The 23,821-nt window shown below is 59.0% G+C and carries 21 protein-coding genes; 9 read left to right on the top strand and 12 right to left on the bottom strand.

Features of this window, described 5'->3' with window-relative positions; translation table 11 throughout:
* Positions 1–411: 411 nt before the first annotated feature.
* Entirely contained in the window at positions 412–744 is a 333-nt protein-coding gene (locus QRN33_RS24595) for a hypothetical protein (RefSeq protein WP_285410671.1), read from the bottom strand.
* Positions 745–770: 26 nt separating this feature from the next.
* Positions 771–2,981, bottom strand: coding sequence for an aldehyde oxidoreductase molybdenum-binding subunit PaoC (paoC, locus tag QRN33_RS24590; protein ID WP_285410669.1), 2,211 nt, complete (start codon positions 2,979–2,981; stop codon positions 771–773).
* A gap of 266 nt (positions 2,982–3,247) precedes the next feature.
* On the opposite strand from paoC, the gene QRN33_RS24585 reads away from it, so the two are divergent.
* Positions 3,248–5,374 (top strand): TonB-dependent siderophore receptor, encoded by a 2,127-nt coding sequence (locus tag QRN33_RS24585; protein ID WP_285410667.1) that lies wholly within the window; start codon positions 3,248–3,250, stop codon positions 5,372–5,374.
* A 235-nt stretch (positions 5,375–5,609) separates the two neighbouring features.
* Positions 5,610–7,016 carry an amino acid permease gene (locus tag QRN33_RS24580; protein ID WP_285410665.1) on the top strand — a complete coding sequence of 469 codons (1,407 nt, stop codon included), beginning with the start codon at positions 5,610–5,612 and terminating at the stop codon, positions 7,014–7,016.
* Here QRN33_RS24580 and QRN33_RS24575 read toward each other — a convergent pair.
* Positions 7,013–7,225 carry a hypothetical protein gene (locus QRN33_RS24575; RefSeq protein WP_285410663.1) on the bottom strand — a complete coding sequence of 71 codons (213 nt, stop codon included), beginning with the start codon at positions 7,223–7,225 and terminating at the stop codon, positions 7,013–7,015. The genes QRN33_RS24580 and QRN33_RS24575 overlap by 4 nt on opposite strands.
* An 18-nt stretch (positions 7,226–7,243) precedes the next feature.
* The gene (locus QRN33_RS24570; protein ID WP_285410661.1) at positions 7,244–9,295 is read right to left on the bottom strand and encodes a 2Fe-2S iron-sulfur cluster-binding protein; all 2,052 of its coding nucleotides are present in this window, start codon (positions 9,293–9,295) and stop codon (positions 7,244–7,246) included.
* 282 nt (positions 9,296–9,577) lie between these two features.
* Between QRN33_RS24570 and QRN33_RS24565 the strand changes: the two genes are divergently transcribed.
* Positions 9,578–10,207, top strand: coding sequence for a glutathione S-transferase family protein (locus QRN33_RS24565; protein ID WP_083352818.1), 630 nt, complete (start codon positions 9,578–9,580; stop codon positions 10,205–10,207).
* Positions 10,208–10,575: 368 nt separating this feature from the next.
* Positions 10,576–11,496: a LysR family transcriptional regulator gene (locus tag QRN33_RS24550; protein WP_042609996.1), complete on the top strand. Its 921-nt coding sequence runs from the start codon at positions 10,576–10,578 to the stop codon at positions 11,494–11,496.
* Between the two features lie 15 nt (positions 11,497–11,511).
* Here the strand turns inward: QRN33_RS24550 and QRN33_RS24545 are convergent, their stop codons facing one another.
* The gene (locus tag QRN33_RS24545) at positions 11,512–12,288 is read right to left on the bottom strand and encodes an alpha/beta fold hydrolase (protein ID WP_285410660.1); all 777 of its coding nucleotides are present in this window, start codon (positions 12,286–12,288) and stop codon (positions 11,512–11,514) included.
* A gap of 154 nt (positions 12,289–12,442) precedes the next feature.
* Entirely contained in the window at positions 12,443–13,348 is a 906-nt protein-coding gene (locus QRN33_RS24540; protein ID WP_285410658.1) for an AraC family transcriptional regulator, read from the bottom strand.
* A gap of 125 nt (positions 13,349–13,473) precedes the next feature.
* Here QRN33_RS24540 and rclC point away from each other — a divergent pair, with 125 nt between their 5' ends.
* Together rclC and QRN33_RS24530 are read left to right on the top strand one after the other, a co-directional pair.
* A complete protein-coding gene (rclC, locus tag QRN33_RS24535) occupies positions 13,474–14,049 on the top strand; it encodes a reactive chlorine resistance membrane protein RclC (RefSeq protein ID WP_285410657.1) in 576 nt (191 codons plus the stop codon).
* 31 nt (positions 14,050–14,080) lie between these two features.
* Positions 14,081–14,308, top strand: a complete 228-nt coding sequence (locus tag QRN33_RS24530; RefSeq protein ID WP_042609992.1) for a DUF2790 domain-containing protein — start codon at positions 14,081–14,083, stop codon at positions 14,306–14,308.
* 1 nt (position 14,309) lies between these two features.
* Here QRN33_RS24530 and QRN33_RS24525 read toward each other — a convergent pair whose 3' ends face one another.
* Complete coding sequence (locus QRN33_RS24525) at positions 14,310–15,551, bottom strand: MFS transporter (protein WP_285410675.1); 1,242 nt, start codon at positions 15,549–15,551, stop codon at positions 14,310–14,312.
* Positions 15,552–15,669: 118 nt separating this feature from the next.
* Positions 15,670–16,803, bottom strand: coding sequence for a lactonase family protein (locus tag QRN33_RS24520; RefSeq protein ID WP_285410655.1), 1,134 nt, complete (start codon positions 16,801–16,803; stop codon positions 15,670–15,672).
* A 274-nt stretch (positions 16,804–17,077) separates the two neighbouring features.
* Between QRN33_RS24520 and QRN33_RS24515 the strand changes: the two genes are divergently transcribed.
* Positions 17,078–18,370: an Nramp family divalent metal transporter gene (locus tag QRN33_RS24515; protein WP_371919852.1), complete on the top strand. Its 1,293-nt coding sequence runs from the start codon at positions 17,078–17,080 to the stop codon at positions 18,368–18,370.
* 42 nt (positions 18,371–18,412) lie between these two features.
* Here QRN33_RS24515 and QRN33_RS24510 read toward each other — a convergent pair whose 3' ends face one another.
* The 3 genes from QRN33_RS24510 to folE form a co-directional block, all read right to left on the bottom strand.
* The gene (locus tag QRN33_RS24510) at positions 18,413–19,216 is read right to left on the bottom strand and encodes a DUF1206 domain-containing protein (RefSeq protein ID WP_285410652.1); all 804 of its coding nucleotides are present in this window, start codon (positions 19,214–19,216) and stop codon (positions 18,413–18,415) included.
* A gap of 120 nt (positions 19,217–19,336) precedes the next feature.
* Positions 19,337–19,879 (bottom strand): DUF3833 domain-containing protein, encoded by a 543-nt coding sequence (locus tag QRN33_RS24505; RefSeq protein WP_285410650.1) that lies wholly within the window; start codon positions 19,877–19,879, stop codon positions 19,337–19,339.
* A gap of 45 nt (positions 19,880–19,924) precedes the next feature.
* The gene (gene folE, locus QRN33_RS24500) at positions 19,925–20,482 is read right to left on the bottom strand and encodes a GTP cyclohydrolase I FolE (RefSeq protein ID WP_064362399.1); all 558 of its coding nucleotides are present in this window, start codon (positions 20,480–20,482) and stop codon (positions 19,925–19,927) included.
* Positions 20,483–20,903: 421 nt separating this feature from the next.
* Between folE and QRN33_RS24495 the strand changes: the two genes are divergently transcribed.
* Positions 20,904–22,106: an AAA family ATPase gene (locus QRN33_RS24495; protein WP_285410648.1), complete on the top strand. Its 1,203-nt coding sequence runs from the start codon at positions 20,904–20,906 to the stop codon at positions 22,104–22,106.
* Positions 22,103–22,783, top strand: coding sequence for an HNH endonuclease (locus QRN33_RS24490; RefSeq protein ID WP_285410647.1), 681 nt, complete (start codon positions 22,103–22,105; stop codon positions 22,781–22,783). Before QRN33_RS24495 ends, QRN33_RS24490 begins: the two co-directional genes overlap by 4 nt.
* Positions 22,784–22,894: 111 nt before the next feature.
* On the opposite strand, the gene QRN33_RS24485 is transcribed toward QRN33_RS24490, so the two are convergent.
* Positions 22,895–23,821: a DMT family transporter gene (locus tag QRN33_RS24485; RefSeq protein WP_285410645.1), complete on the bottom strand. Its 927-nt coding sequence runs from the start codon at positions 23,819–23,821 to the stop codon at positions 22,895–22,897.

Below are 23,821 nucleotides of genomic sequence, written 5' to 3'. Positions count from 1 at the left end.
ATCCCTGTGGGAGCGAGCCTGCTCGCGAAGACGGCGGCACATTCAACATCTTCATCGCCTGATCCAATGCATTCGCGAGCAGGCTCGCTCCCACAGGTTTCCACGGCGAATGCAAAAACCGCCAACACACAAAACCCGATGTAGGAGTGAGCCTGCTCGCGATGGCGTCGTATCAGTCAGCGAATTATTCAACTGACCCACCGCAATCGCGAGCAGGCTCGCTCCTACACTGTTTTGTGCTGACCCTCGATCTTCATTCAATCCCCAATCCCTGTGGGAGCGAGCCTGCTCGCGAAGACTGCGGCACATTCAACATCTTCATCGCCTGACCGAATGCATTCGCGAGCAGGCTCGCTCCCACAGGGGACCTGCGTTGCTTGTTGAGTTGGGGATCTGCAGGCCATTCAACACTCACTCAGGTCTGCTGTCCTTGTCAGGCAATTGTTCAAACCACTGCGCATACGGTGTATTGGTCACCTTGAAACGGTTGTAATCCGGGCTGCCGTCATCCCACCACACCGGGCCGCGCTCACCCAAGGCGACTTTTGCCTCGTTTACGCGCGCTCTGGCTGACTTCAACGCCTGTGCATTGTCCCCACGCTTCGCTTCTTTGACCGCACGCCGCGCCGCCATGAGATCTGCGACCAGCGTCTCGCGTTCGGCAGGTGCCAGTGCTGGATTGCTGCAGCGCCACAGTTGCTGCTTGACCACAAAATAGCGACCGTCGGGGGTGGTGGGGTGCATAGGCGATGGCCTCGGGTGATCCGTTCTCAGACCGGGTAAGACAACTCGCCGATGAGTTTATCCAGCGTAATCGGATAATCGCGCACCCGTACTCCGTAAGCGTTATAGATCGCGTTGGCGATGGCCGCCGCGGCGCCGCTGATACCCAGCTCGCCGACGCCTTTGGCTTTCAATGGGGTGGCATACGGATCGACTTCGTCGAGAAAGATCACCTCCTGGTGGGGAATGTCGGCGTGCACCGGCACCTCATAGCCGGCCAGATCGTGACTGACGAAAAAGCCCACACGATGATCCACCGCCAGCTCTTCCATCAATGCCGCGCCTGCACCCATGGTCATGCCGCCGATGATCTGGCTGCGCGCGGTTTTCGGGTTGAGGATGCGCCCGGCGGCACACACCGCCAGTTGCCGACGCAGGCGGATTTCGCCAGTCGCCGCATTGACCGCGACTTCGGCGAAATGCGCGCCGAAGGTCTGCTGGGCGAAGCGCTGGGCAAGGTCGCCGTATTCCATGCGGTCCTCGCCAGTCAGCTCGCCCTTGGCGGCAGCTTGCGACAGGGCAACGTGCTGCGTGCCTGCGCGAATCTGCCCCTCCACAAACTCCGCTTGCTGAGGATCGATCCCGACGGCGCGAGCAGCGGCTTCGCGCAATTTCAGGCACGCGGCATACACGCCGGCAGTGGAGGAGGCCGCGCCCCACTGGCCGCCGGAGCCTGACGATTCCGGAAACCTCGAATCGCCCAAATGCACCACGACACGTTCCAGCGGTACGCCCATCATTTCCGCGGCGGTCTGGGCAATGATGGTGTAACTGCCGGTGCCGATGTCGGTCATGTCGGTTTCGACGGTGATGATGCCTTGGCGATCAAGGCGCACGCGCGCCGCCGATGCGGTGGTCGGTGCGCCGCGAATTGCCGAGGCCAGACCGATGCCGATTAGCCAGCCGCCCTCGCGTCGCTGACCGGGTTGAGGGTTGCGCTGCTGCCAGCCAAAGCGCTCGGCACCCGTGTTCAGACACTCCACGAGTTGCCGTTTGGAAAACGGCCGCGACGGCTGCTCCGGATCGACCTGCGTGTCGTTGAGGACGCGCAGCTGCAGCGGATCCATCTGCAGCTTTTCTGCCAGTTCATCCATGGCGATTTCCAGCGCCATCATCCCCGGCGCCTCACCCGGCGCGCGCATCGCCGAACCCTCGGCGAGATCGAGCACGGCCAGGTTCAAACGAGTCATGCGATTGGCCCCGGCATAAAGCAATCGCGTTGACGCGGTAGCCGCTTCGGTGCGTCCGCCGCGCAGATTGCCCGACCAGCTCTCGTGGCCGATCGCCGTGATCATGCCGTCACGGTTGGCACCGATGCGTATGCGCTGAATCGTCGCCGGGCGGTGAGTCAGGTTGTTGAACATCAGCGGACGCGGCAATGCGACCTTCACCGCACGCCCGGCATGTCGGGCCGCCAGCGACGCCAGTACCGCGTCGCAGAGAATCGTGCCCTTACCGCCGAAACCGCCGCCGATATACGGCGAGACCAGGCGTACATCTTCCTTGGCAATCCCGAGGGTTTTCGCCAGGTCGCGCACGCCCCAGTTGATCTGTTGAATTGAAGTCCACAAGGTCAGCTGCTTGCCGTTCCATCGGGCGATGGTCGCGTGCGGTTCCATCATCGCGTGGGCCTGATCGGGTGTGCTGTAGCGCTGGTCAACCTGCAGAGGCGCGGCGTTGAAGGCGCCTTCGAAGTCACCGACGCTGGTCTGCGGTGGCGGGCCGAAACCGGCCGGGGGCGCTGGGGGCGCTGAGTCTTTCGCCGCCGCCAGATCGAACGAACCCGGTTCGGCCCCATAGCGAATATCGAGCAACCCAGCCGCAGCGCGCGCCTCTTCGAAGGTGTTCGCGACGACAATTGCCACGGCCTGGTGATAGTGATCGACCTGCGGCCCGGCCAAGGCCCGGGCCACGTAAAACTCGCCTTTGGCCAACGGTCCGGCATTTTCGTAAGTGACGATGGCGATCACCCCGGACGCCTCGCTCGCTCGGGCTGAATCAATCGAGGCGATGCGCCCCTTGCCGATACCGGCGCCGACGATATAGCCGTAAGCGGCGTCGGGTGCCGCTGCGTGCTGTTCGTAGGCGTAAGTGGCGGTGCCGGTGGTTTTCAGCTTGCCGTCGATGCGGTCGGCAGGTTGGCCGATCACCTTCAACTGGTCGATGGGATTGGTACCGGCCGGGGTGTCGAATTTCATAGGCAAATTCCTTTCAGTCGGGCTGGCGGCAAATTCACAGCGCCGCGCAGCCATCGGTTGACGTCGGATTTCAACGAGCCTAGGCCATCGACGCGCAACTGATAATGCGTGGTTTCAGGATGAAGTGATGAATCCTGCTCACCAATCCTGACCAACATGACAAATAAGAATAAGTTTCAATTACCAATACGACGGTATACCATGCGCGGCGTTTTCATTGGCGGTTTTGCCCTCCGTTCTGGCCTATTCGTAAAGGTTTTCACCTCATGCGTCGAACTCTGCTTTCCATCTGTGTGCTGCAGGCGTTGTCTTCTTCCTCGTGGGCTGAGCCAGCCGAACCGACTACATCAACGCTCGAGCTGGAAGCCACCGATGTGGTCGGCACGGCGGATTACGAACGGGCAGACGGCCCGGTACACGGCTATCGCGCCACCCGTTCGGCCAGCGCCACGCGCACCGACACCTCGATTCATGAAACCCCGCAGTCGATCAGCGTAGTGACCAAAGACGCCGTCGAAGACCTAAGTGCTACCCGTTTGCAGGACGCGCTGGATTACGCCGGCGGGGTCGGGCGGGCGAATAATTTTGGCGGCCAGGGCCTGACCACGTTTACCGTGCGCGGCTTTACTACCGGTGAGTTCTACCGCAACGGTTTCCCGATCAACCGTGGCTACCCGAACATGCCCGACGCCAACACCATCGAGCGGCTGGAAGTGCTGCGCGGCCCGGCGACCATGCTGTATGGCCGTGGCGATCCGGGCGGTACCTTCAACGTGGTATCGAAACAGCCGTTGCCCGAACGCACCGTCACTTTGGGCAGCCAGTTGAATGACCAGGGCATGAAGCGCGGCACCCTCGATGCTTCCGGGCCGCTCGATGAAGAAGGTCGCCTGGCCTATCGCTTGAATGTGGTGGGCGAGGGCGGCGATACCTTCCGCGATCATGTCGAGACCGAGCGCTACGGCATCACGCCAGTGCTGAGCTGGCAGGCGACCGACGCGACCAAGCTGATCTTCGAAGGCGACTTCATGCGCAACAACGCGCCACTCGATCGTGGCGTGACGCGCTATCCGGCGCAGATCGGTACCGCCTCGCGCGACACGTTCTTTGGCGAGAAAGACGTCGGCAAACTGCACAACGACAACAACATGGCGCAGCTGCGTTTCGAGCACATGCTCAACGACGACTGGACCCTGGGCGGTGGTTTCCAATGGCTTGACGGCTCGCTCAAGGGCGACGCGATCGAAGCCAACGGCATTGCCGCTGACGGCCGTACGCTGGGACGCAATTTCAACTACCGCAAGCTGGAATGGACCGACAAGGACACCCAGCTCAACCTCACCGGCCACTTCGACACCGGCGGTCTGCAGCACACCTTGCTCACTGGCATCGAGTACGAAGATTACGACTACAAGTCGATCATCCAGCGCTCCAGCGGCGCCGTCAGTGCCTACCCGATCGACATCTTCAATCCGGTTTACGGCCAGCCGCGCCCGGCGCTGACCCGCACGCCGACCCACGACAAAGAAAACCTCAAGACCTACGCTGCGTTCGTGCAGGATCAGGTGGCGCTGACCGACAAACTGAAAGTACTGGCCGGCGCGCGTTTCGAGCGTTTCGAGCACGACTACGAAACCTACGTGCCGGGCGGCAAGAGCTGGCAGGCCAGCGACAACGCCGTCACTCCGCGCATCGGCGTGACCTACGACCTGAGCGAAACCCTGGCGGTGTACGCCAACACCGCGCGCTCGTTCAAGCCCAACACGGGCGCCAGTCGTGAGGGTGGCGGCTTCGCCCCGGAGAAGGGCAAGTCCTATGAGATGGGCGTGAAATGGGAAGCGCTGGATCAGCAGTTGAGCGTCGACGCAGCGATCTACCAGATCGAAAAACGCAACGTGCTGACCACCGACCCGGTGGATTCCACCTTCAGCGTTGCCGCCGGTGAAGTGCGCAGCCGTGGTTTCGACGTCAACGTTACCGGCAATCTCACCCCCGAGTGGCGAGTGGTCGGCGGTTACGCTTACGTCGACGCCGAGGTGACCAAGGACAACACGTTGCGCTCCGGCACGCGCCTGCTGAACATCCCGAAGAACAGCTTCAGCCTGCTCAACATGTACGAGTTCCAGGACGGCACGCTCAAAGGTCTCGGCCTGGGCACCGGCCTGAAATACGTCGACGAGCGTGCCGGGCAGACCGCCAACACCGCGTTTTCCATGGGTAGTTACACCGTGGTCGACCTGCTGAGCTTCTACAAAGTCAACGACAAGGTGCGGCTCAATCTCGATGTGAAAAACATCTTTGATCGCGACTACGAAGAAGGCGCCTTCGGCAACGTCTACGCCTATCCGGGCGCGCCGAGAACCGTGCAGGTGGGGATTTCCTACACGCTGTAATCCGCCGCAGCGGTGGCCTCCGACCCATGGTGGCCTGAGAGTGGCATGTCGAGATCAGGCATCGGCATGCCGCACTCAGGCTAGTTGGGCGGCGGTCGGGCCACGTAAGGTGAAGCATCATTTCGTCGGCAAAGCGTCTGCGTCGCTGCTTTCGCCTGAGTCGGCTCAAGGAAATGATGATCGCCTGACGCTCAGTCAGTGGCCCAAACGTCGATCATGAGAACAATAAGAACCCATGAACAGCCTGAACCCCAAGGACTCCAACGGTCAGTTGGCGCAAGGTTTCAAACCGCGTCACGTCACCATGCTTTCGATTGCCGGCATCATCGGCGCAGGACTTTTCGTTGGCTCAGGCCACGCCATCGCCGCCGCAGGACCTGCGGTGCTGCTCGCTTATCTGTTCTCCGGCCTATTGGTCGTGCTGGTGATGCGCATGCTCGGCGAAATGGCCGTGGCGCATCCCGACACCGGCTCGTTTTCCACCTACGCCGATCAAGCCATCGGCCGCTGGGCCGGGTTCACCATCGGCTGGCTCTACTGGTGGTTCTGGGTGCTGGTGATTCCGATCGAAGCGCTGGCCGCGGGGCACGTACTCAATCAATGGTTTCCCCAGGTCGACGCGTGGTTGTTCGCCTTGCTGTCGATCGTGCTGCTGGTGATCACCAACCTGTTCAGCGTGTCGAAATACGGCGAGTTCGAATTCTGGTTCGCCATGGCCAAGGTCATCGCGATCATCGGTTTCATCGGCCTGGGCTCTGCGGTGCTGATGGGCTGGATTCCCGAGCGCGAAGCCAGTGGCCTGAGCACGCTAATGGCCGAGCACGGCGGCTTCGCGCCGAACGGCATGTCAGCGGTGGTCGGCGCTTTCATCACCATCATGTTCAGTTTCATTGGCACCGAAGCGGTGACCATCGCCGCTGCGGAGTCGAACAACCCGGCGCAGAACATCGCCAAGGCGACCCGTTCGGTAATCTGGCGCATCGGCATCTTCTATCTGCTGTCGATCTTCGTGGTGATTTCCGTGGTGCCGTGGAACGACCCGCAACTCGCCTCGGTCGGTTCCTACCAGCGCGCACTGGAGCTGATGAACATCCCCAACGCCAAATTCCTCGTCGACGTGGTCGTGCTGATCGCGGTCGCCAGTTGCATGAACTCGTCGATCTACATTTCCTCACGCATGCTCTATTCGCTGGGCCGACGCGGCGATGCACCGCCGGCATTGAAAGTGACCTCGGCCGCCGGTGTGCCATGGGCGGCGGTCATCGCCAGCACCGTGATCGGCGCGGGTGTGACGTTGCTCAGCTACTTCATGCCGGCCGGGTTGTTCCAGTTCCTGCTCGCCAGCTCCGGCGCGATTGCCTTGCTGGTGTATCTGGTGATCGCCATTTCGCAGTTGCGCATGCGCCGTCGGCTGGAACGGGAAAAGGTCGAAATGACCTTGCGCATGTGGCTGTTTCCGTGGCTCACCTGGCTGGTCATCGCTTTCATCTGCGCGGCTTTGGCAGTGATGATGATCACCCCTGAACATCGTATGGAAGTGAGCTCGACGATTGGCCTGGCGCTGCTGATCTCGTTCATCGGATTGGCCACCAGCCGCCAGCATCGGCCGGCGGGCAGGGTGGCATCTGCGAGCAAAGCCTAAGCAAACAGCGCCTTGAGCCCGCGGGAAAACCAGCCGTTCGGGCTCGAGGGCAGATCTTCGCGTTGATTGAATGAGCCAGTCATCGCGCAGGCTTCACCAGCGAGCGAGCCCATCAGTTGCGGCAGTAAAAAACTGCGTTCGCATTCACTGGCGGACAGTCCGGTTTTCTCTTGCGGCCAAACGACGTTGGTTTCGGCAAACGGGTTCATGGCACACCTCCTCAAAATTCAAACGTCCAGCACCAGGGTGTCGCTGCCCTGCGCCGGGGCGGCGCAGCAGATCAGCACTTCGTCGTCCGCCAGGCGCATGGCCGGCGGGGTGAGGTAATGCACCTGGCCGCTGCTCAGGCGGGTTTTGCAAGTGCCGCACGAACCGCCGCGGCAGCTGAATTCCGGATTCAGGCCACGTGCCTCGGCCAGTTCCAGCAAGGTGCCGCTGCCCGGTTCCCAGCGCGCTTCCTTGCCGGACGTGGCGAACAACACCTTGACCGGCTCTTCAGCGACCGGCACTTGCGGCGGCGCCGGGGTGCTGATTTCGACATCGCGGATCAGCGTCGACGGGCCGAAGGTTTCGGCGTGGATGCGATCATCGGGAATGCGCATCTTGCGCAGGCCGTCGTACAGCGCCTGGGTGAAGCTGCCCGGGCCACACAGATAGAAATCGTAGTCATCCAGCGGCAGCAGGCTTTTCAGCAAGGCGATGTCGATGCGCCCGGCATGGTCGTAACCCTGCGCTGTAGCCTGCAGCGGCGGCTGGCTGACCACCCGCAGCACTTTGACCTTGTCGCCGGCACGCGCAGCCAAAGCATCGATTTCTTCGCGAAAGGCCAGATCCTCGACGGTGCGACTGCTTTGCACCACCCAGGTCGGGCGCATGCGGCTGATGCGTTTGCCCTGATAGACCACTTCGCGCAGCATCGACAGCAATGGCGTCACCCCGACCCCGGCGGCGAGCAGCACCAGCGGGCGGCGTTCGGTGGCGTCGACGGTGAAGTCGCCTTGCGGGGCGCGGGCTTCGATCAAATCCAGTGCTTGAACCCGGTCGTGCAAGTGTGAAGAAACCGAGCCATCGCGTTTGACGCTGATGCGCAAGAACTCGTCCGACGGTGCGCTGGACACGCTGTAGGTGCGGATCGACGCGGCGTCCTGGCCGTCGAGCAAGACCTTGATCGGCAAGTGCTGGCCCGGTTCGAAGCGCGGCAGGCCGAAGCCGTCGTTGGCTTGCAGGTAAAAGGAGCGGATCTGCGGACTCTCATCGACCACCCGCGTGACGTGCAGCGCACGCCACTGATTGCGCAGCGCCTCAGCCTGCAAACGATCGCGGGTCTGTTCCCAGCTGCCGGTCATCTGCGAATTGGGCGAATCGCCTTCCGGCTGCTCGGCCCAGCGCAGCGGTAACGCGGCCTGACGGTAAACGATGCGCTGCGGCTTGAAACGCCACAGACGCTCGGCACCCTGGAACGCGGCGATCTGCGGATCGTCGAGCAGCACTTCAGCGCTGCCGGTCATCTGCAACAGATCGCCGCTTTCGAAATCGATAAAGGTCAGTCCGGCTCGCGGATTGAGCAGAATGTTGCCCAAGGTGTTGAAGAACAGATTGCCGGAGAAATCCGGGATGGTCAGGGTGCCGTCCTCGTCCATACGCACGAAACCGGATTTGCCGCCGCGATGGGACACATCGACCTGACGCTCACCGTCGCGGACCACATAAGTAGCTACGTAGAACGAATCGGCGGCGGTGATCATGTCGCGCACCAGGGGTTCGCTGACCGGCAAGTCGAGCGCGGTGTCGGTGGTTTCGTCGACGAAGGCGTAATGGCGCAAGTTGATGTAGCGCGGGCAATTGCCGTAAGCCTGGGTCACGCCGATCTCGAGGCTGTTGTCATCGCGGCGGCTGATGTTGCCGTTCATGCGATTGCGCCGGCGAGTGTGCAGCTCGATGCCGAGCATGCCGATCGCATCGCCGGGCTGCAGACCCTGATTGGCCGGGTCATTGCGCTGGGCGTCGAGTTTGATCTTCAACACCTGCGGCGAAGGCGAATCCATGAACCCCGGTTGACCGGTGCGCAGCGTTGCCCACGGATCGCCCTGGCTGTCGACGGCGCCGAGCACGACGAAGGGCAGTTGGGCATAGAACTCGCGGTGCTGGTCCGGCATCCAGTCGCGGGCCAGTTGTCGCTGGCCGACACCGACCATCATCTCCACCGCGCCGACGGCACGTTGCAGGGTCAGCTCACCTTCATGCCAGGGCGAGGGCTGCGGTTTCGACGCTGTGTCCATTTCGATTCTCCTCAGTGCAGACGGGCCGGTGAGCCGCCAGGGGCTGAAGCTCAAGTGGGCTCATGTTCGCTCTCGGCCGGTTGCGAGGGAATGGCCAGAAACTGCAATCCACTGTTTCAGTCGGTGAAATGATCCCTACGAGCGTCCAAGGACGAGGGGGATTATTTCACTGGCTGAAATGCTCGATTGTATTGAGTGAGGATTCCGCGATTTACGGCAGGGGAGCAGGATGAGCCCATCGACACGATCAGCGGGTCGACCTCGAATAATCAGGAGCACGTCATGTCTCAGTCAGCCGTCAAACTGTACCGCCATCCGTTGTCCGGCCATTCGCATCGCGTCGAGTTGATGCTGTCCCTGCTGGACGTTCCGACCGAACTGGTGTTCGTCGACCTGATGAAGGGCGCGCACAAAACGCCTGAATTTCTCGCCCTCAACCGTTTCGGCCAGGTTCCGGTGATTGACGACAACGGCACGGTGCTCGCTGATTCCAACGGCATTCTCGTCTACCTCGCCGGCAAATATGGCAACGGCCAATGGCTGCCGAGCGACCCGGTCGAGCAAGCCAAAGTGCAGCGCTGGTTATCGGTGGCTGCCGGCCAGATCAGCTCCGGCCCGGCCACGGCGCGCTTGATCACTGTGTTCGGTGCCGGTTACGACGCGGCTGATGCGATCAAACGTTCCCATGCTTTGTTGCAAGTGATGGAAGACGAACTGGCCAACAGCGCATTCCTCGCCGGCGACAAGGCAACCGTTGCCGATGTCGCCGCCTACACTTACGTCGCCCACGCACCGGAAGGCAATGTCTCGCTCGAGGATTACCCGAATGTGCGGGCCTGGCTGGAACGGGTTGAGACGCTGCCGAAATTCGTCGGCATGCAGCGCACTGCGGTAGGCCTGCAAAGCGCTTGATATCAGCACACGCCAAACCCCTGTGGGAGCGGGCCTGCTCGCGAAAGCGGTGTGTCATTCAGTATTGAGGTTGACTGCGCGGACGCCTTCGCGAGCAGGCTCGCTCCCACAGGTTTTGCGTCAGCTGTGCCATCCATGTATTGGAAGACAATGTCTCGCTGAAGAAATATCCGAATGTGCGGGCGTACTGGCGGGAGTTGAAGCATTGCCCAAATTTAACTGTGTACACCAACCCCTGTGGGAGCGAGCCTGCTCGCGAAGGCTTTCTGTCAGTCAACATCAGAGTTGAATGACACACCGCTTTCGCGAGCAGGCTCGCTCCCACATGATTTCACTGTGTTTTCGAGGTTTTTTACAGGTTCCCGCCTATGGATCGTTTTCAGGAAATGCGCATGTTCCTGGCCGTGGCCGAGGAGGGTGGCTTCGCGGCTGCGGCCCGGCGTTTGAATACCTCGCCACCCAGCGTCACCCGTGCGATTGCTGCGCTGGAACAACGCATCGGCACGCGCCTGTTGTCGCGCACCACGCGCAGCCTGCACCTGACCGAAGCCGGGCATCGTTATCTGGATGATTGCCGACGGATTCTTTGCGATATCGACGAAGCCGAAGAGGCGGCCGCAGGCAGTTATCGGGTGCCGTGCGGGCATTTGAGCGTGACTGCGTCGGTGTTGTTTGGCGAGTTGTTCATCGCGCCGTTGCTGGCGCAATACGTCGATGCGTTTCCTTCCGTACATCTGAAGGCCTTGCTGGTTGATCGGGTGGTGAACATGGCCGAGGAGGGCATCGATGTCGCCGTGCGCATCGGTCATCTGCACGAAAACAATCAGCATGCGATCAAGGTCGGCGAGGTCCGCCAGGTGATCTGCGGAACGCCCGATTACTTCGCCCGTTATGGTCGGCCGCAACATCCGAACGAGTTGAGCCGCGCCAATATCGTCATGTCGTCTGCCAGTCATTTGCTCAGCGATTGGCAATTCGCCCATGCCGATGGCCCGTTGAGTTTTCGCTTCGAACCGCGTCTGGTGGTCACCGCGAATCAGGCGGCGATCAACATTGCCAGTTCCGGCTGGGGCATTACCCGGGTGCTGTCTTATCAAGTCGCCAGCCAGGTCGCGGCCGGTGAACTGGAGTTGGTGCTGGAGGGCTTTGAGCCGCCGGCGTTACCTGTGCAACTGGTCTATCTGAAACATCCGCGCGTACCGGCGAAGGTGCGCACGTTTGTCGATTTTCTCAGCGAACGCCTTCAGCATCACCCGGCGCTGAAAGCCGTGAACAGGGTTCACGGCTGACGCTGCAAGGTTCGATCACTTCGCCGTAGCGGCGGTTTCGATCAGGCTGGCGACGGCTTTCGGGTTGGACACCATCACCACGTGCGAGGCGCCTTTGACCACGACGGTCTGCTTGGCGTGTGCCCGCTCGGCCATGAACGCCAGGGCTTGCGCCGGGATGTTCTTGTCCTGGTCACCGTAGACAAAGTACGACGGCACGGTTTTCCATGCAGGCTCGGTGGCGGCTTCGTTGAGCGCGGCGACGGTGACCGGGCGCTGAGTGGCGGCCATCAACTTCGCATCGGCCTGGGACACATCGGCTGCGAACTGATCGTGGAATTTGTCTTGCTGGATGTACAAATCCTTGCCGCCGTCGGCCAGGGCAACCGGGGCCGACAGGGTCGGGCCAAGGGTGCTGCCGGGGAAACGCCCGGACAACTCGGCAGCGGTTTCACCCTTTTCCGGCGCCAACGCCGCGACGTACACCAGCGCTTTGACATTGGCATTGCCATAAGCGGCTTCGCTGATCACCGGGCCACCGTAGGAGTGGCCGACCAGCACCACCGGAGTTTTCACGCTGGCCAGCACATCAGCCACCGATTGCGCATCACCCTTGACCGAACGCAGCGGGTTGGCGGCGGCGATCACCGGGTAGCCATCCTTCTCGAGAATCTTGACCACGCCGTTCCAGCTGCTCGAATCGGCGAAGGCACCGTGCACCAGCACCACGGTAGGTTTGACCGGCGCGGCGAATGCAGCTGTGGCGCCGAACATGGCGGCGGTGAGGGCGAGGGTTGCGAAGACTTTGTTCATGGTGATGTCCTGTCGTTTGATTAGGGTAGGAATGGAAGCGACAGGGGTATTTAGCGCGCTAAATGTATCAGTTCTGTGTGCGCATGGCCGAACTTCGCATGCGTGTGTATCCGGGTTGGCGAAAGCTACATGCTGATACAAACCGGTCGATCCTTCAGATCGCGCGGCGGATCTTGCCCGGGGCCTCGCCGTAGATTTCCTTGAATTTCTTGCTGAACGCCGCTTGCGACTGATAGCCGACCTGCACGGCAATGTCGTTAAGGCCCAGGTGCGAATGGCTGAGCAGACTGAATGCCAGTTCCATGCGCAACTGGGTCAGCATCACCCACGGCGACACGCCAGCGACCCGTGCAAATGTACGCATGAAGGTTGCGCGGGACATGTTAGCGGTGTCGGCCATGGCCTCGATGGTCCATTCGTGCGCCGGGTCGGCCAATATCGCCTGACAGATCCGACCAAGGCGCTGGTCGCCAAGCAGCGCCAGGGTACTTTTGTCGTGATCGGCCCGGGCCAGATGCGCACGCAGGATCAAGGTGAACAAGGCCTGGGACAGCGAGTCGAGAAGAAATCGTGCGCCCGGTTGCTCGCTGTCGGCTTCGCTGCGCAACAGCGCGACCAGGGCTGTCAGCGGCGCATCCACCGGCAAGCCATCGTTGGCAATCAACAGGTAGTCGGGGAGGGCAGCGAACAGCATCGACGCGCGGTTGTAATGAAAGCCACCGCAGAGCATGTCCAGATCGGCGCTCGCGCCACCCAGCCGATAGATTGGCAACACCCCGCCGGGAATCAGCGTTGGCGCCATCGGCGCTACGTTTTTACCGGTGCTGTGCAGCACATGTGGCGTGCCCCGTGGCAGCAAAAGAATATCGCCGGCGCGCATCGCCAGGCGTTGTCCGCTCGCCAGCTCAACCCGGCATTCACCTTTGAGGACGATGTGATAGGGCGCCTTGCCCAGGGCTTCCTGTTGGTGATCACGTGCCCAGTCGCCCTGAAACTGGCAACGCAGATCCAGGCCGCCGCGCACGTTGGCCAGGCTGATGAGTTTATCGAGCGAGTTCATTGGCACGCATCACGATGGAGTCCGCAAAGTTGAGACGATTGAGCAAGACGTTGAGCATGACCGACAAAAGCGCGATTCGATAGCACTGCAGACTGACTCCACTTTCATTGATCTGGAGAAGTCGCATGTTCACCTCAATCAACGCCGGACTACAACAGCTCGGCAAACTCGATCGCCTCGGCATTCCGCTGATGCGCGTGGCCATCGCCATCGTGTTCCTGTGGATCGGTGCGTTGAAGTTCGTGCCGTACGAAGCCGACAGCATCACGCCCTTCGTCGCCAACAGCCCGGTGATGTCGTTCTTCTACGAACACCCTCAGGACTACAAGGCGCACCTGAGCCACGAGGGCGAACTGAACGCCGACAAGCGCGCCTGGCAGACCGCGAACAACACCTACGGTTTTTCCACCGGGCTCGGCGTGGTGGAAATCCTCATCGGTCTGCTGGTCCTGTCCAATCCGCTTTCCCGCCGTACCGGCCTGCTCGGCGGCGCTCTGGCATTCGCTACGCCGCTGGTGACCCTGAGCTTTCTGATCACCACACCTGAAGCCTGGGTCGCTGCGCTGGGCGATGGTGAGCATGGCTTTCCCTTTCTGTCCGGCGCCGGGCGCCTGGTGCTCAAAGACGTCCTGATGCTCGCCGGAGCGCTGCCGGTAATGGCCGATTCCGCACGCCAATTGCTGACTGAACGTCAGGCCTGAATTCCCCCATCCTTTATAGAGAGACAACTCCATGAAAACGCTTTTCGCTTTGACCCTGGCCATCGTCGCCGGCAACGTGTTCGCCGCCACCGAACCTGCACAAACCGGCGTGCCACTGGATATCGCCAAAACCATCAGCATCACCGACACCAGCGCCGCCTGCGGAATCGTCCCGGTGGAGGTCGTCTATGAAGACAGTCACGGTCAGCGGCATGTCGCCACGTACACCGTGCTGGGCAATGGCTGCGGTGGCGATTAGCTCAGGTTTGCCCCAGCACTGTAGCGGACTCGATTTTGGCAGTCCGCTGCAGCGTTTCCGGAACACCGATCATCAGCAGCAGGAATGCAGCCGCTGCAACCCCGGCGAGGGTCAGGAATGCCGCGCTGTAACCGGCAGCCTCGACGACGAACCCGGCCAGTCCATTGCTCAACGCCGCCCCCAGACCAAACGCGGTGGTCAGTGCGCCGAGGCTGACATTGAAATGCCCGGAGCCGAGGGTGAGATCCTTGACCATCACCGGGAACAGCGCCCCGAAAAGCCCGGCGCCAACACCGTCGAGCAACTGCACGGCGACCAGCCAGTAGGGATCATTCGAGAAGGTGTAGAGCAACCCGCGCAGCGGCAGGATCAGGAAACCCGCCAGCAACAACGGTTTGCGCCCCCAGACGTCGGCTTTCGCACCGGCCAGTAGCGCCATCGGCACCATGACCAGTTGCGCGGCGACGATGCATGCCGACGTCAGCGGCGTGGCCATGTGCAGGTTGGCTTGCGCGAGTTTCTGGCTCACCAGCGGCAGCATCGCCGCGTTGGCCAGGTGGAACAGCGCGCAGCACAGGGCAAACATCAGCAGCGGTCGATTGCTCAGCAGCACCTTGAACCCGGACGGCTGATGGCTTTGATCGCCAGGCTGCAGCCCCCGCGCCACATCATGATCGATGGCCTCGGCCGAGACGAACAGCACGGCAATCACGCTGGCCAGCGCCATGACCGCCATCAGATAAAACACCGCGACCGGACCGAACAGATAGGCAAACAAACCGGCCAACAACGCGGCGCACGCGTTGCCGGCGTGGTTGAACGTCTCGTTGCGGCCAGTGCGCCGGGTAAATGCCCGGGGGCCGGTAATGCCCAGCGTGATCGCGGAAATCGCCGGGGCGAAAATCGACGCAGCCGCTGCACTCAAGGCTTGGGTCAACGCCACCAGAGTGAATGAAGAAATGAACGGCAGCACCAGACAACTCGCGGTCACCAGCAGCGCGGCGATGATGATCAACGCACGTTTCGCGCGGCTGCTGTCAACCAGTGCTCCGGCGGGTGTTTGCGTGACCAGCGCGGCAATACCGGCGAGGGTCATGACCACACCGATGCTGGCCGGGTCCCAGTGGTGCACGGCGAGCAAGTAAATGGCGAGGTACGGCCCGAGGCCGTCGCGAACATCGGCGAGGAAGAAATTCAGACTGTCCAGCGAGCGGTTGTTGCGGCGATCGAGGTGGTTGATCACGGTGGGCAGTCTCTTCAACGGGAGGTCTGCGTCAGTGAATCGACCTCGGCAAAGCTAATGACCGAAGCGGCAGGAGATTAGTTGCAGGACAGCGGAGCAGTTGCTGCTCCGCAGAGGCTCACTGATCAGGGGTTTGCAGTACCTCGATCCACAATGCACCTTTGCCCGATGCCGCTTCGCCGACACGCTTCAGGGCGCCATCCTTGCTCACCGCGTAAGTACCGACCTTGGCGCTTTTCTCGCCCGTGACCAGCAGCCAGCGGCCATCGGGCGAGAAGGCGATGTTGCGCGGTTGCTGTTCCTGCACCGGGTAGTTGTCGAGGAAGGCCAGTCGGCCTGTTGCCGGATCCACGGAAAACGCCGAGACGCTGCTACTGGTACGTTCACTCATCAGCAGCAGCTTTCCGTCCGGCGACATGCGCAGGTCAGCGGCCCAGATGCGCGGGGTCGGGTCGTCTTTCAGGTCGTTGTTGCGCGCATCACGGATTTCGCCGTGGGCCAGTTTTAAACGCTCGGGAATGCCATTGGCTGCAGCGATTCGGGTCAGCGCGCCGCTGCTTTGGTCGATTGAGAACGCGGTCACGGTGCCACTCATTTCGCCCACGACGTAAAGGAATTTGCCGTCCGGCGAGAATGCCAGATGCCGAGGCCCGGTTTTCTCCGGGACGCTGACCGAACCACTGCCAATCGGGCTCAGCTCACCCGTCTGGGCATTCAGGCGATATTGCAGAACCTTATCGGTGCCCAAGTTGCCGGCATAGGCAAAGCGATTGCTCGGCTCGGTGCGAATCGAATGCGCATGCAGGCCGGTCGGGTAGCGCAGGATGCTGGCGGAAGGTTGTTGATCCTCGCCGATCTTCTGAACGCTGAGGGTGTCGGCGCCGTAAGACGCCGCGAGCAGGTAGCGACATTTTCGGTCGGTCGACAGGTAGGCCATGCTCTCTGCCAGAGGCGCCTGGGTAAACTTTGTTAAATGCCCACTTTGGGGATCGATCCGGTAGCCCAGAACCTGGAAAGGTTTGACCCGCAAGGCTGCAAACAGCACCTTGCCATCTGGGGTGAGGGCCATTGGATTGACCTGGTCACCGGCCTGGATCTGTTCGACCAGGGTGAGCGCGCCGTTGTCCAGATCGAGGCGGTATTGCGAGATCAGACCGTCACCGGGACTTGAGATGTAGGCGTAGGTCGCGGCATTGGCAGTCACGCTAAGGGTTGAGGCAAGCGCAGCGATCAAAAGGGTTCTTTTCATCATTTCCAGCCGTATTGTTTTTGTGATCAGTCATCCTATGAGTGATTGGCGGGGGCATCAATGTCTATTTGGCCGATCTGTACTCCGGTCGCGCCTCTGTCACAGCGTCGATTCAGCTGGGATGGATCGGTGAAAATGATCGGGGAGAACAATGCCTCGGCAGATATGAAACATTTCTACATACTCTCCCATTAGCGTTGTTGTACGACATCCTACTAATGTGCCGGACTGCATTCGTTCTCACAAAAACAATAACGGAGATACCCCTATGACGAGCATGGCTCCACTCGATCATCAGGCCGCTGCGAAACCGCAAAACCTGTTCCTGCGAACGCTGAAACTGCTCGGCCCCGGCATCATCGCCGTGCTGTCGTGGCTTGGCGCGGGCGACCTGATCACGTCCTCGGTGGCCGGCGCGAATTACGGCTACGCCATGATGTGGGTGCTGGCGGTCTCGTTGTTGCTTCGGTACTTGATCGTCAACATCATTGCCCGCTTTCAGCTATGCAATAACCAGGGCATGACCATCCTTCAGGGCTATGCCCAGCTCAATCCGGTGTTTGCCTGGTTCATGCTGGTTTACGCCTTGTTGATGGGGCACTTGATGAACGCCTACATGATCAAGGGGGCAGGCGAGTCGCTGGCGATGCTGTTCAAGATCGATCAGCCATTGCTGTGTTCGGTGGCGGTGGTGCTGGCGGTCTGGATGCTCGTCGGGCGCAACATCTACACGATGATCGAAGGCGTGATGAAACTGCTGCTGGCGATCATGACGCTGGCCTTCATCGCTCTGGCGGTGATGTCCGGCCCGGATGTCACCGGCATCATCAAAGGCACCATCGGCTTCAGCATTCCGCCTGACGAGGGCGTGCACGGCGCGTTGCTGGTGGCGGTCTCGGTGATCGGTGCGGTCGCCGGTTCGATCGCCAACTTCGTGCACCCCTACGTCATGCGCCAGAAAGGCTGGATCGGGCCGCAGCACAAGCGCATTCAGCGCAACGATCTGCTGTTTGCGGTGTTCGTCGGGATCATCATCAACCTGGCGATCTGGATCGTCGGTGCGGAAATCCTGCGACCGAACGGTATCGAGGTGAAAACCTTAGGCGATCTGGGCAAGGCACTGGAAATCTACTTCGGCCCGATTGGCTGGTATGTGTTTTTCATAGGCGTGTTCGCGACGTTGTTTGCCAGCATTTCCGGCAAGACCACGGCGTTTCCGATGCTGATCACCGATGCCTTCCAGCACGTTCGCCCTGAGCGGCGCGAGAAGTACGGCAAAGAGTTCCATCACGACCCGATGCACAAGTGGTTCATGCTGTTCATCCTGGTCACGCCGCTGATCTGGTCGATGCCGGGCATGCCGGATTTCGTCACGCTGACCATTGGTGTCAGCGCCTTGAACATCATTGGTTTGCCGGTGATTTCCCTGGGCTTGCTGATCATGTCCAACCAGAAATCGCTGCTGGACAAGCAATACCGCAACAACCTGTTCGAAAACATCGCGCTGTTGTTTGCCACTGGGCTGGCGCTGTGGGTGGCCTTTCAACTGGGCGTTGATCTGTTCACCTGATGACCAGAAATCGAGGGGGCACACGCCCCCTCGAATCGCCGCTTACAACGGCACATCCATCTCGATCCTGCGCCAGGCGGCCTCGGAAAAGCTGTACACCGAGAATGCGATCAGCCCCAACGCCATCAGCATCAACAGCACGCCGCCAGCCGGCAGATTCTGCAAAGCATCCAGCGCTTCCTTCATGCCGGGTGGATTCGTCGCTTGGTAAACCGAGCCGCTGACCGCCATCAACACTGCAATCTCGATAAACACCACGCCTCGGGCGATCAAGCCAAAGCGCGACACCGGGCGCACGTAGCGCATCACTTCGTCATCCGCTTCGAAGTACTTCTCGAACGAGGCCTTCCAGCCTTTGATGATGTGGGCGATACCGACACCGAGCGGAATCAGCGCGATCAGGTAGATCAACAGATTCGAGTGCTCGAACGACAGCAGCTGCGCGAGCAGATCCTTGGTCTTGCCATCGCCGGAACCGCCCGAACTCCTGAGGCCACTCACCAGCAGGCCCAAGGCAAAGAAGGCCAGCGCCGCGTTGACCAGACCGCCAGCAAGCAAGCCTGCACGAATGACCAGGCCCTTGAACTCGTTGCCATGGTGGTCGACGTCACGAATCGCTTGCAGCGCCCGCCACGCGGCGAAGGCCAGCAGACCGGCGACCACAACGCCGATCAGCACGTAGCCAAAGGGCTGACTGAGCAACGCTTCGAGGCTTTTATGGCTGTCTTTTGGTTTGGTGGAGTCATGGGCGGCGAGCAGGGCGAAAATGCCGATGATCAGGTACAGAACACCGCGCGCGGCGTATCCGCCTCGGGCGAGCAGGACAAGGGTGTGTTGAGTGGACATGAGTTTGCTTCCAGGGAATCGATGTGAAGCAGACCCGTGGACGGGGCAGGGGTTCGATTAAGGTTGTGGGTCAGGTCACCCTTGAGTGACGTGGCCCTTATCGGCCCGCCATTCAACGGATCAAGGATTCGCCCCAGCACTCTCGCGACGGAAGAACACTGTCACCTGGCCGACCTCAACACCCCACTTGGACATACTGGTGCGGTTGATCAACGTGTCTTCGTCGATCAGGTACATCCAGTCGTCCATGCTCACCTCGTAGGTCGAATCGTCGACGGGCAGGTTCAGGCGATACCGCCAGTGGAAAGTATTTCCTGCAATCTGTCCCTTTGCGACACCGACCACGTCGCCCGCGCGACCGCTCCAGCGGCCATTCTCCTCGGGAGTGAGGGTCCAGATTCGGCGTTGATGGGTACCGTCGCTATACACAAAGCGCTCGTCGAGAATCAGGTTGTTGCCTTCGCGACGACTGACGAGGTCGACCTCGAAACGCTTGGTCACTTCGCCGTTGCGCTTCTGGAACATCCCCCAGGCTTTGACGGGCTGGCTGAAAAAATGCTCCAGACTCAATGCAGGCTGCTGGTCTGCGTACCGAGCAACATCGACACTGCCGCAGCTTGCAATGCTGAGCGACAGTCCTAGCAGCAGCAGAAATCGGGTCATCTTCCTACTCCTTGAGCTTGTACAGTTAACGAGCGGCGTATAGGCCTAGCGCCGTCCGATGAGCTGGAGAAATTCCTGCCGCGTCGTCGAACTATCACGGAAGGCACCGAGCATGACGGAGGACGTCATGACCGAGTTCTGCTTCGCGACACCGCGCATCATCATGCACATGTGCCTGGCTTCAATGACCACCGCGACACCGGCGGCATCGGTGATCTGCTGGATGGCTTGAGCAATCTGCTGAGTGAGGTTTTCCTGAATCTGCAGCCGCCGCGCGAACATGTCGACCACCCGCGCCACCTTCGATAGTCCCAACACCCGGCCAGTGGGGATGTACGCCACATGCGCCTTGCCGATAAATGGAAGCATGTGATGCTCGCACAGCGAATAAAGCTCGATGTCGTTGACGATCACCATCTCATCACTTTGCGATTCGAACAGAGCACCGTTGGTCACGTCTTCCAGGCTCAACCCGTAGCCGTCGCAAAGGTATCGCATGGCCTTGGCGGCCCGCTCGGGCGTGTCCCGCAGACCTTCGCGCTCAGGGTTCTCGCCGACGCCAACGAGGATCTCACGGTAATGGCTGGCTAACTCTGGGCTCATTCGGGTTACTCGTGGCGAGTGCTGCGTGAGGGCTAATGTCGAGTGAAAAAGGTTGTACGTATATAAGGAATCTGTATAGGTTTTATTGAAGATAGGCTGAAAAAGATCAACTGACAACGAATCGGCGGTTTTTTTGTGGGGGCTTGAAATTTTCAGGCAGGACAAACTCAAGGCAAGGTTCAGTCAGTGGCTTGATACGGGCTGGCAGATGGCTGTTTTGGATCGATAGCTCACGGGGGGGGGAATGGCAGCTATCGGCCAGAAACGGACATTCGCAAGCGACCGCATACGGCAAGAGGCAGTCAGAAGACGTATTGGGCACCCACGCGATTCCGGTCAAGTATCTTTACCGCCAGCGATGCTATAGTTCGTTCCGCCCTTCAATGGAGCCAATTCCATTAGCCTCAGAGAGCCATTTGCCATGAGCTATATCACCGAACTCAAAGTGTCTAGTGTCCGAAACATACGTCCCTTCACTCTAACGCTTCCAATCAAAAAAAACATTATCGTGACGGGGAAGAATGGATCGGGGAAAACAACACTATTAGAGGCCATTCGGGATGAGCTTTCACGGTGGCGGCAGCACGGCGAAGACACTAGTACGCTTCGCGATGCGTATTTTAGGTTGCTTGAAATTAAAAAAACTAGAGGGCTCACGACACAGGAGCTAGCAAAAATAGGTCATTTGGAGACAATGGGTGGAACAGGCAGTATCGAAATTCGATTAAACAATAGCGAGTTACGTCTGAACCCTAACGAAGTGTTGGTCTGCTTCAGTAGCAGACGAATGACCGAAGCGGGAACGCCTAATGGCCCGCAAAACATCACCTACGGAAAGCAAGACGACACCGCCCCTAATTATGGCAAAAATTTCATCCAGTACTTGGTCAATTTATGGACCGAGAAGTCCTATGCCCGTGAGGACAAAGACCTGCAACGAGTAGCGGAGCTTGATGAATGGTTTGACTCTTTCACCAATCATTTGCGCAAACTTTTTGAAGACCCTAAGCTACAGCTCCAGTTTGATCGAAAAATTTTTAACTTTTGGATCATACAGCCAGAAAAGGAGCGCTACTCCTTCAATGACTTGTCTGATGGTCTTTCATCCGCGATAAGTATCGTTTCAGAGCTCATTCTCCGGATGGAGCAAATTGAAAACGCGTCTTTTAACGCTAGTGGCATAGTAATTATCGACGAAATCGAAAATCACCTACACGTCTCTCTACAAAAGATTATTCTACCGTTTCTTTCGTCATTGTTCCCCAATATCCAGTTTATTGCTTCCACCCATTCGCCCTTCGTATTGATCTCCGAATCTAACACTTGCATCATCGATCTCACAAAAAACGAAATACACGAAGACTTCTCGGCCTTCTCCTACGAAGCAATCATTGAAGATTATTTCAATGTGGACAAGTACTCTTACAGGTTAAAAAACCGAATCAGTGAAATCAAGGACATGATTCGTCGCCAAGATTACGTACAGGCACTGGATCATATCGAATCCATACGCGGCGATGCTAACTTGAACGAAGAAAACGCCAATTTCGTATCAGGCGAACTCGTCCTAGCTTTGGGGGACTTAGAACTCGACATCAAAAACAAAACAGGGTTCGATAAATGATTAAAATCACTAAAAGCCCTGAACCCGCCCAACTCTCTCTAGAACGCAAAAAAGCTAGCGGCACCTACCGGCACGCAGATATAATTACCGTAATAAAAAAGGATTTCTATAACCGCTGCTATCTTTGCGAAGATAATCCGCAAAGTATAAATATTGAACATCTCGTTCCACATAGAGACAACCATGAGTTGATGTTCAAGTGGGAAAATCTTTTCTGGTCCTGCAGTCATTGCAACAACATCAAGTTGGCCAAGTACGACGAGATCTTAGACTGCACCACCCAGTGCGATATTGAAGATATACTCATCTACAACTTCGATCCTTTTCCCACCGAAGACGTTAAAATTGAAATCGTACCTTCGTATAAAGAAACACTCCAAGCTCAGCAGACTCAGGCACTTCTTCTCGACGTGTTCAACGGTACCACCACTCTCAAAAGCATTGAATCCAACGGTTTGCGCAAATTCATCACTACGGAACTCATCAACCTACAAGGGCTTCTGCGAGACTTGGACAACGAAAACAAATCCGAAGAAGAAATCGCCGACATCAAACTAAAGTTAACCTCGGCGCTTTCCCCTAAGAGCCTATTTGCATCATTCAAGCGAAGCAAAGTCAAAAGCATGCCAAAATTGGTAGCCCACCTGAAGGCACACATACCGACTATTCAGCTCTAAAGCCTATGTTCAGCCCCAAAAAATCCTAGGTCGACCCTAAGTGCTCACTGCAATGTCCGCTTCCGGCCGACAGCTGCCGCTCACGGGCGATATCTCTGGGCCAAGAAGCGCCTATTGATTACATTTTTGGGCGCGCAGAATCAGGAAGCCGGCAATGACAATCAAAACAATTCCAGCCCATGTAAAGGTGTCCGGCGTTTCCTGAAACAGTACATAACCCCAAAGGCAGGCGAAAACAAGGTACGCATAATCGAAAGTCCCGATAACTGCTGGAGGCGCAACCTGGTAGGCCTTGGCGGTAGCCGTATTTATGAAAATCAGGGCGCAGGCGTAACAGAAGATAAAAAGCATCTCCTGCCAACCGGGCGTCTGCCAGGGAGAGAGTAGAAATGCAGCACCAGCAACTGTGGACTCACTGACCATCAGCGATGCGCCGCCTCCGATTACGGCGGCGAAAAGAAAAGCGATATTCAAGCCCAGCGCCAATACCAGTGGATGTTCATTGCGACAATGTCGACGTGTCACAACCATCGCGACCGCGTAGAAAACCGCCGCAATCACAGGTAGCAGAGTTGCAAGGACGAAAACATCTGATCCCGGGCGTAACACTGTGGCGACACCCGCGAAACCTATTCCTATCGCAACCCAACCTCGCAGTGATAACGGCTCACCTCCGTAAAGGGTGGAGAAAAGCGCTATGAAAAGGGGAGTTGTGTAGATCGCCACGGCAGCCACTGATAACGGGATCAACGGTAACGCCGAGTAGTACGTTACCCACATTAACAACAGCAGAATGCTCCTGATTGCCACCCAAAACATCGAGGCGGTTGAGTATCGACCCGATCTGACGTCCCTTGCGAGCCAGGCTACAAGGGTGGGCACCGACAGGCAGGAGACGATGAGGAACAACTGCCAGAGTGGAAGTCTGGCGCTGAAATATTTGACTGCTGCATCGGCCAGCGAAAGGAGAAAGACAGCAGCGCTTATTAGCAATATGCCCTTGGCAACACTGTCGCCGCTTGCACTGTACTTGCTCAC

The organism is Pseudomonas sp. FR229a, assembly GCF_030209115.1.
In the GTDB taxonomy this organism is placed as follows: Bacteria; Pseudomonadota; Gammaproteobacteria; order Pseudomonadales; family Pseudomonadaceae; genus Aquipseudomonas; species Aquipseudomonas moraviensis_A.
This window is presented reverse-complemented; position numbering and strand designations above follow the sequence as displayed.

Bases quoted from the DNA above. Each gene is read 5' to 3' on its own strand.
- QRN33_RS24575 (WP_285410663.1), bottom strand. From the start codon at position 7,225: ATGAACCCGTTTGCCGAAACCAACGTCGTTTGGCCGCAAGAGAAAACC.
- QRN33_RS24490 (WP_285410647.1), top strand. From the start codon at position 22,103: ATGATTAAAATCACTAAAAGCCCTGAACCCGCCCAACTCTCTCTAGAA.
- folE (WP_064362399.1), bottom strand. From the start codon at position 20,482: ATGAGCCCAGAGTTAGCCAGCCATTACCGTGAGATCCTCGTTGGCGTC.
- QRN33_RS24595 (WP_285410671.1), bottom strand. From the start codon at position 744: ATGCACCCCACCACCCCCGACGGTCGCTATTTTGTGGTCAAGCAGCAA.
- QRN33_RS24540 (WP_285410658.1), bottom strand. From the start codon at position 13,348: ATGAACTCGCTCGATAAACTCATCAGCCTGGCCAACGTGCGCGGCGGC.
- rclC (WP_285410657.1), top strand. From the start codon at position 13,474: ATGTTCACCTCAATCAACGCCGGACTACAACAGCTCGGCAAACTCGAT.
- paoC (WP_285410669.1), bottom strand. From the start codon at position 2,981: ATGAAATTCGACACCCCGGCCGGTACCAATCCCATCGACCAGTTGAAG.
- QRN33_RS24585 (WP_285410667.1), top strand. From the start codon at position 3,248: ATGCGTCGAACTCTGCTTTCCATCTGTGTGCTGCAGGCGTTGTCTTCT.
- QRN33_RS24520 (WP_285410655.1), bottom strand. From the start codon at position 16,803: ATGATGAAAAGAACCCTTTTGATCGCTGCGCTTGCCTCAACCCTTAGC.
- QRN33_RS24580 (WP_285410665.1), top strand. From the start codon at position 5,610: ATGAACAGCCTGAACCCCAAGGACTCCAACGGTCAGTTGGCGCAAGGT.
- QRN33_RS24505 (WP_285410650.1), bottom strand. From the start codon at position 19,879: ATGACCCGATTTCTGCTGCTGCTAGGACTGTCGCTCAGCATTGCAAGC.
- QRN33_RS24550 (WP_042609996.1), top strand. From the start codon at position 10,576: ATGGATCGTTTTCAGGAAATGCGCATGTTCCTGGCCGTGGCCGAGGAG.
- QRN33_RS24530 (WP_042609992.1), top strand. From the start codon at position 14,081: ATGAAAACGCTTTTCGCTTTGACCCTGGCCATCGTCGCCGGCAACGTG.
- QRN33_RS24565 (WP_083352818.1), top strand. From the start codon at position 9,578: ATGTCTCAGTCAGCCGTCAAACTGTACCGCCATCCGTTGTCCGGCCAT.
- QRN33_RS24510 (WP_285410652.1), bottom strand. From the start codon at position 19,216: ATGTCCACTCAACACACCCTTGTCCTGCTCGCCCGAGGCGGATACGCC.
- QRN33_RS24515 (WP_371919852.1), top strand. From the start codon at position 17,078: ATGGCTCCACTCGATCATCAGGCCGCTGCGAAACCGCAAAACCTGTTC.
- QRN33_RS24570 (WP_285410661.1), bottom strand. From the start codon at position 9,295: ATGGACACAGCGTCGAAACCGCAGCCCTCGCCCTGGCATGAAGGTGAG.
- QRN33_RS24545 (WP_285410660.1), bottom strand. From the start codon at position 12,288: ATGAACAAAGTCTTCGCAACCCTCGCCCTCACCGCCGCCATGTTCGGC.
- QRN33_RS24495 (WP_285410648.1), top strand. From the start codon at position 20,904: ATGAGCTATATCACCGAACTCAAAGTGTCTAGTGTCCGAAACATACGT.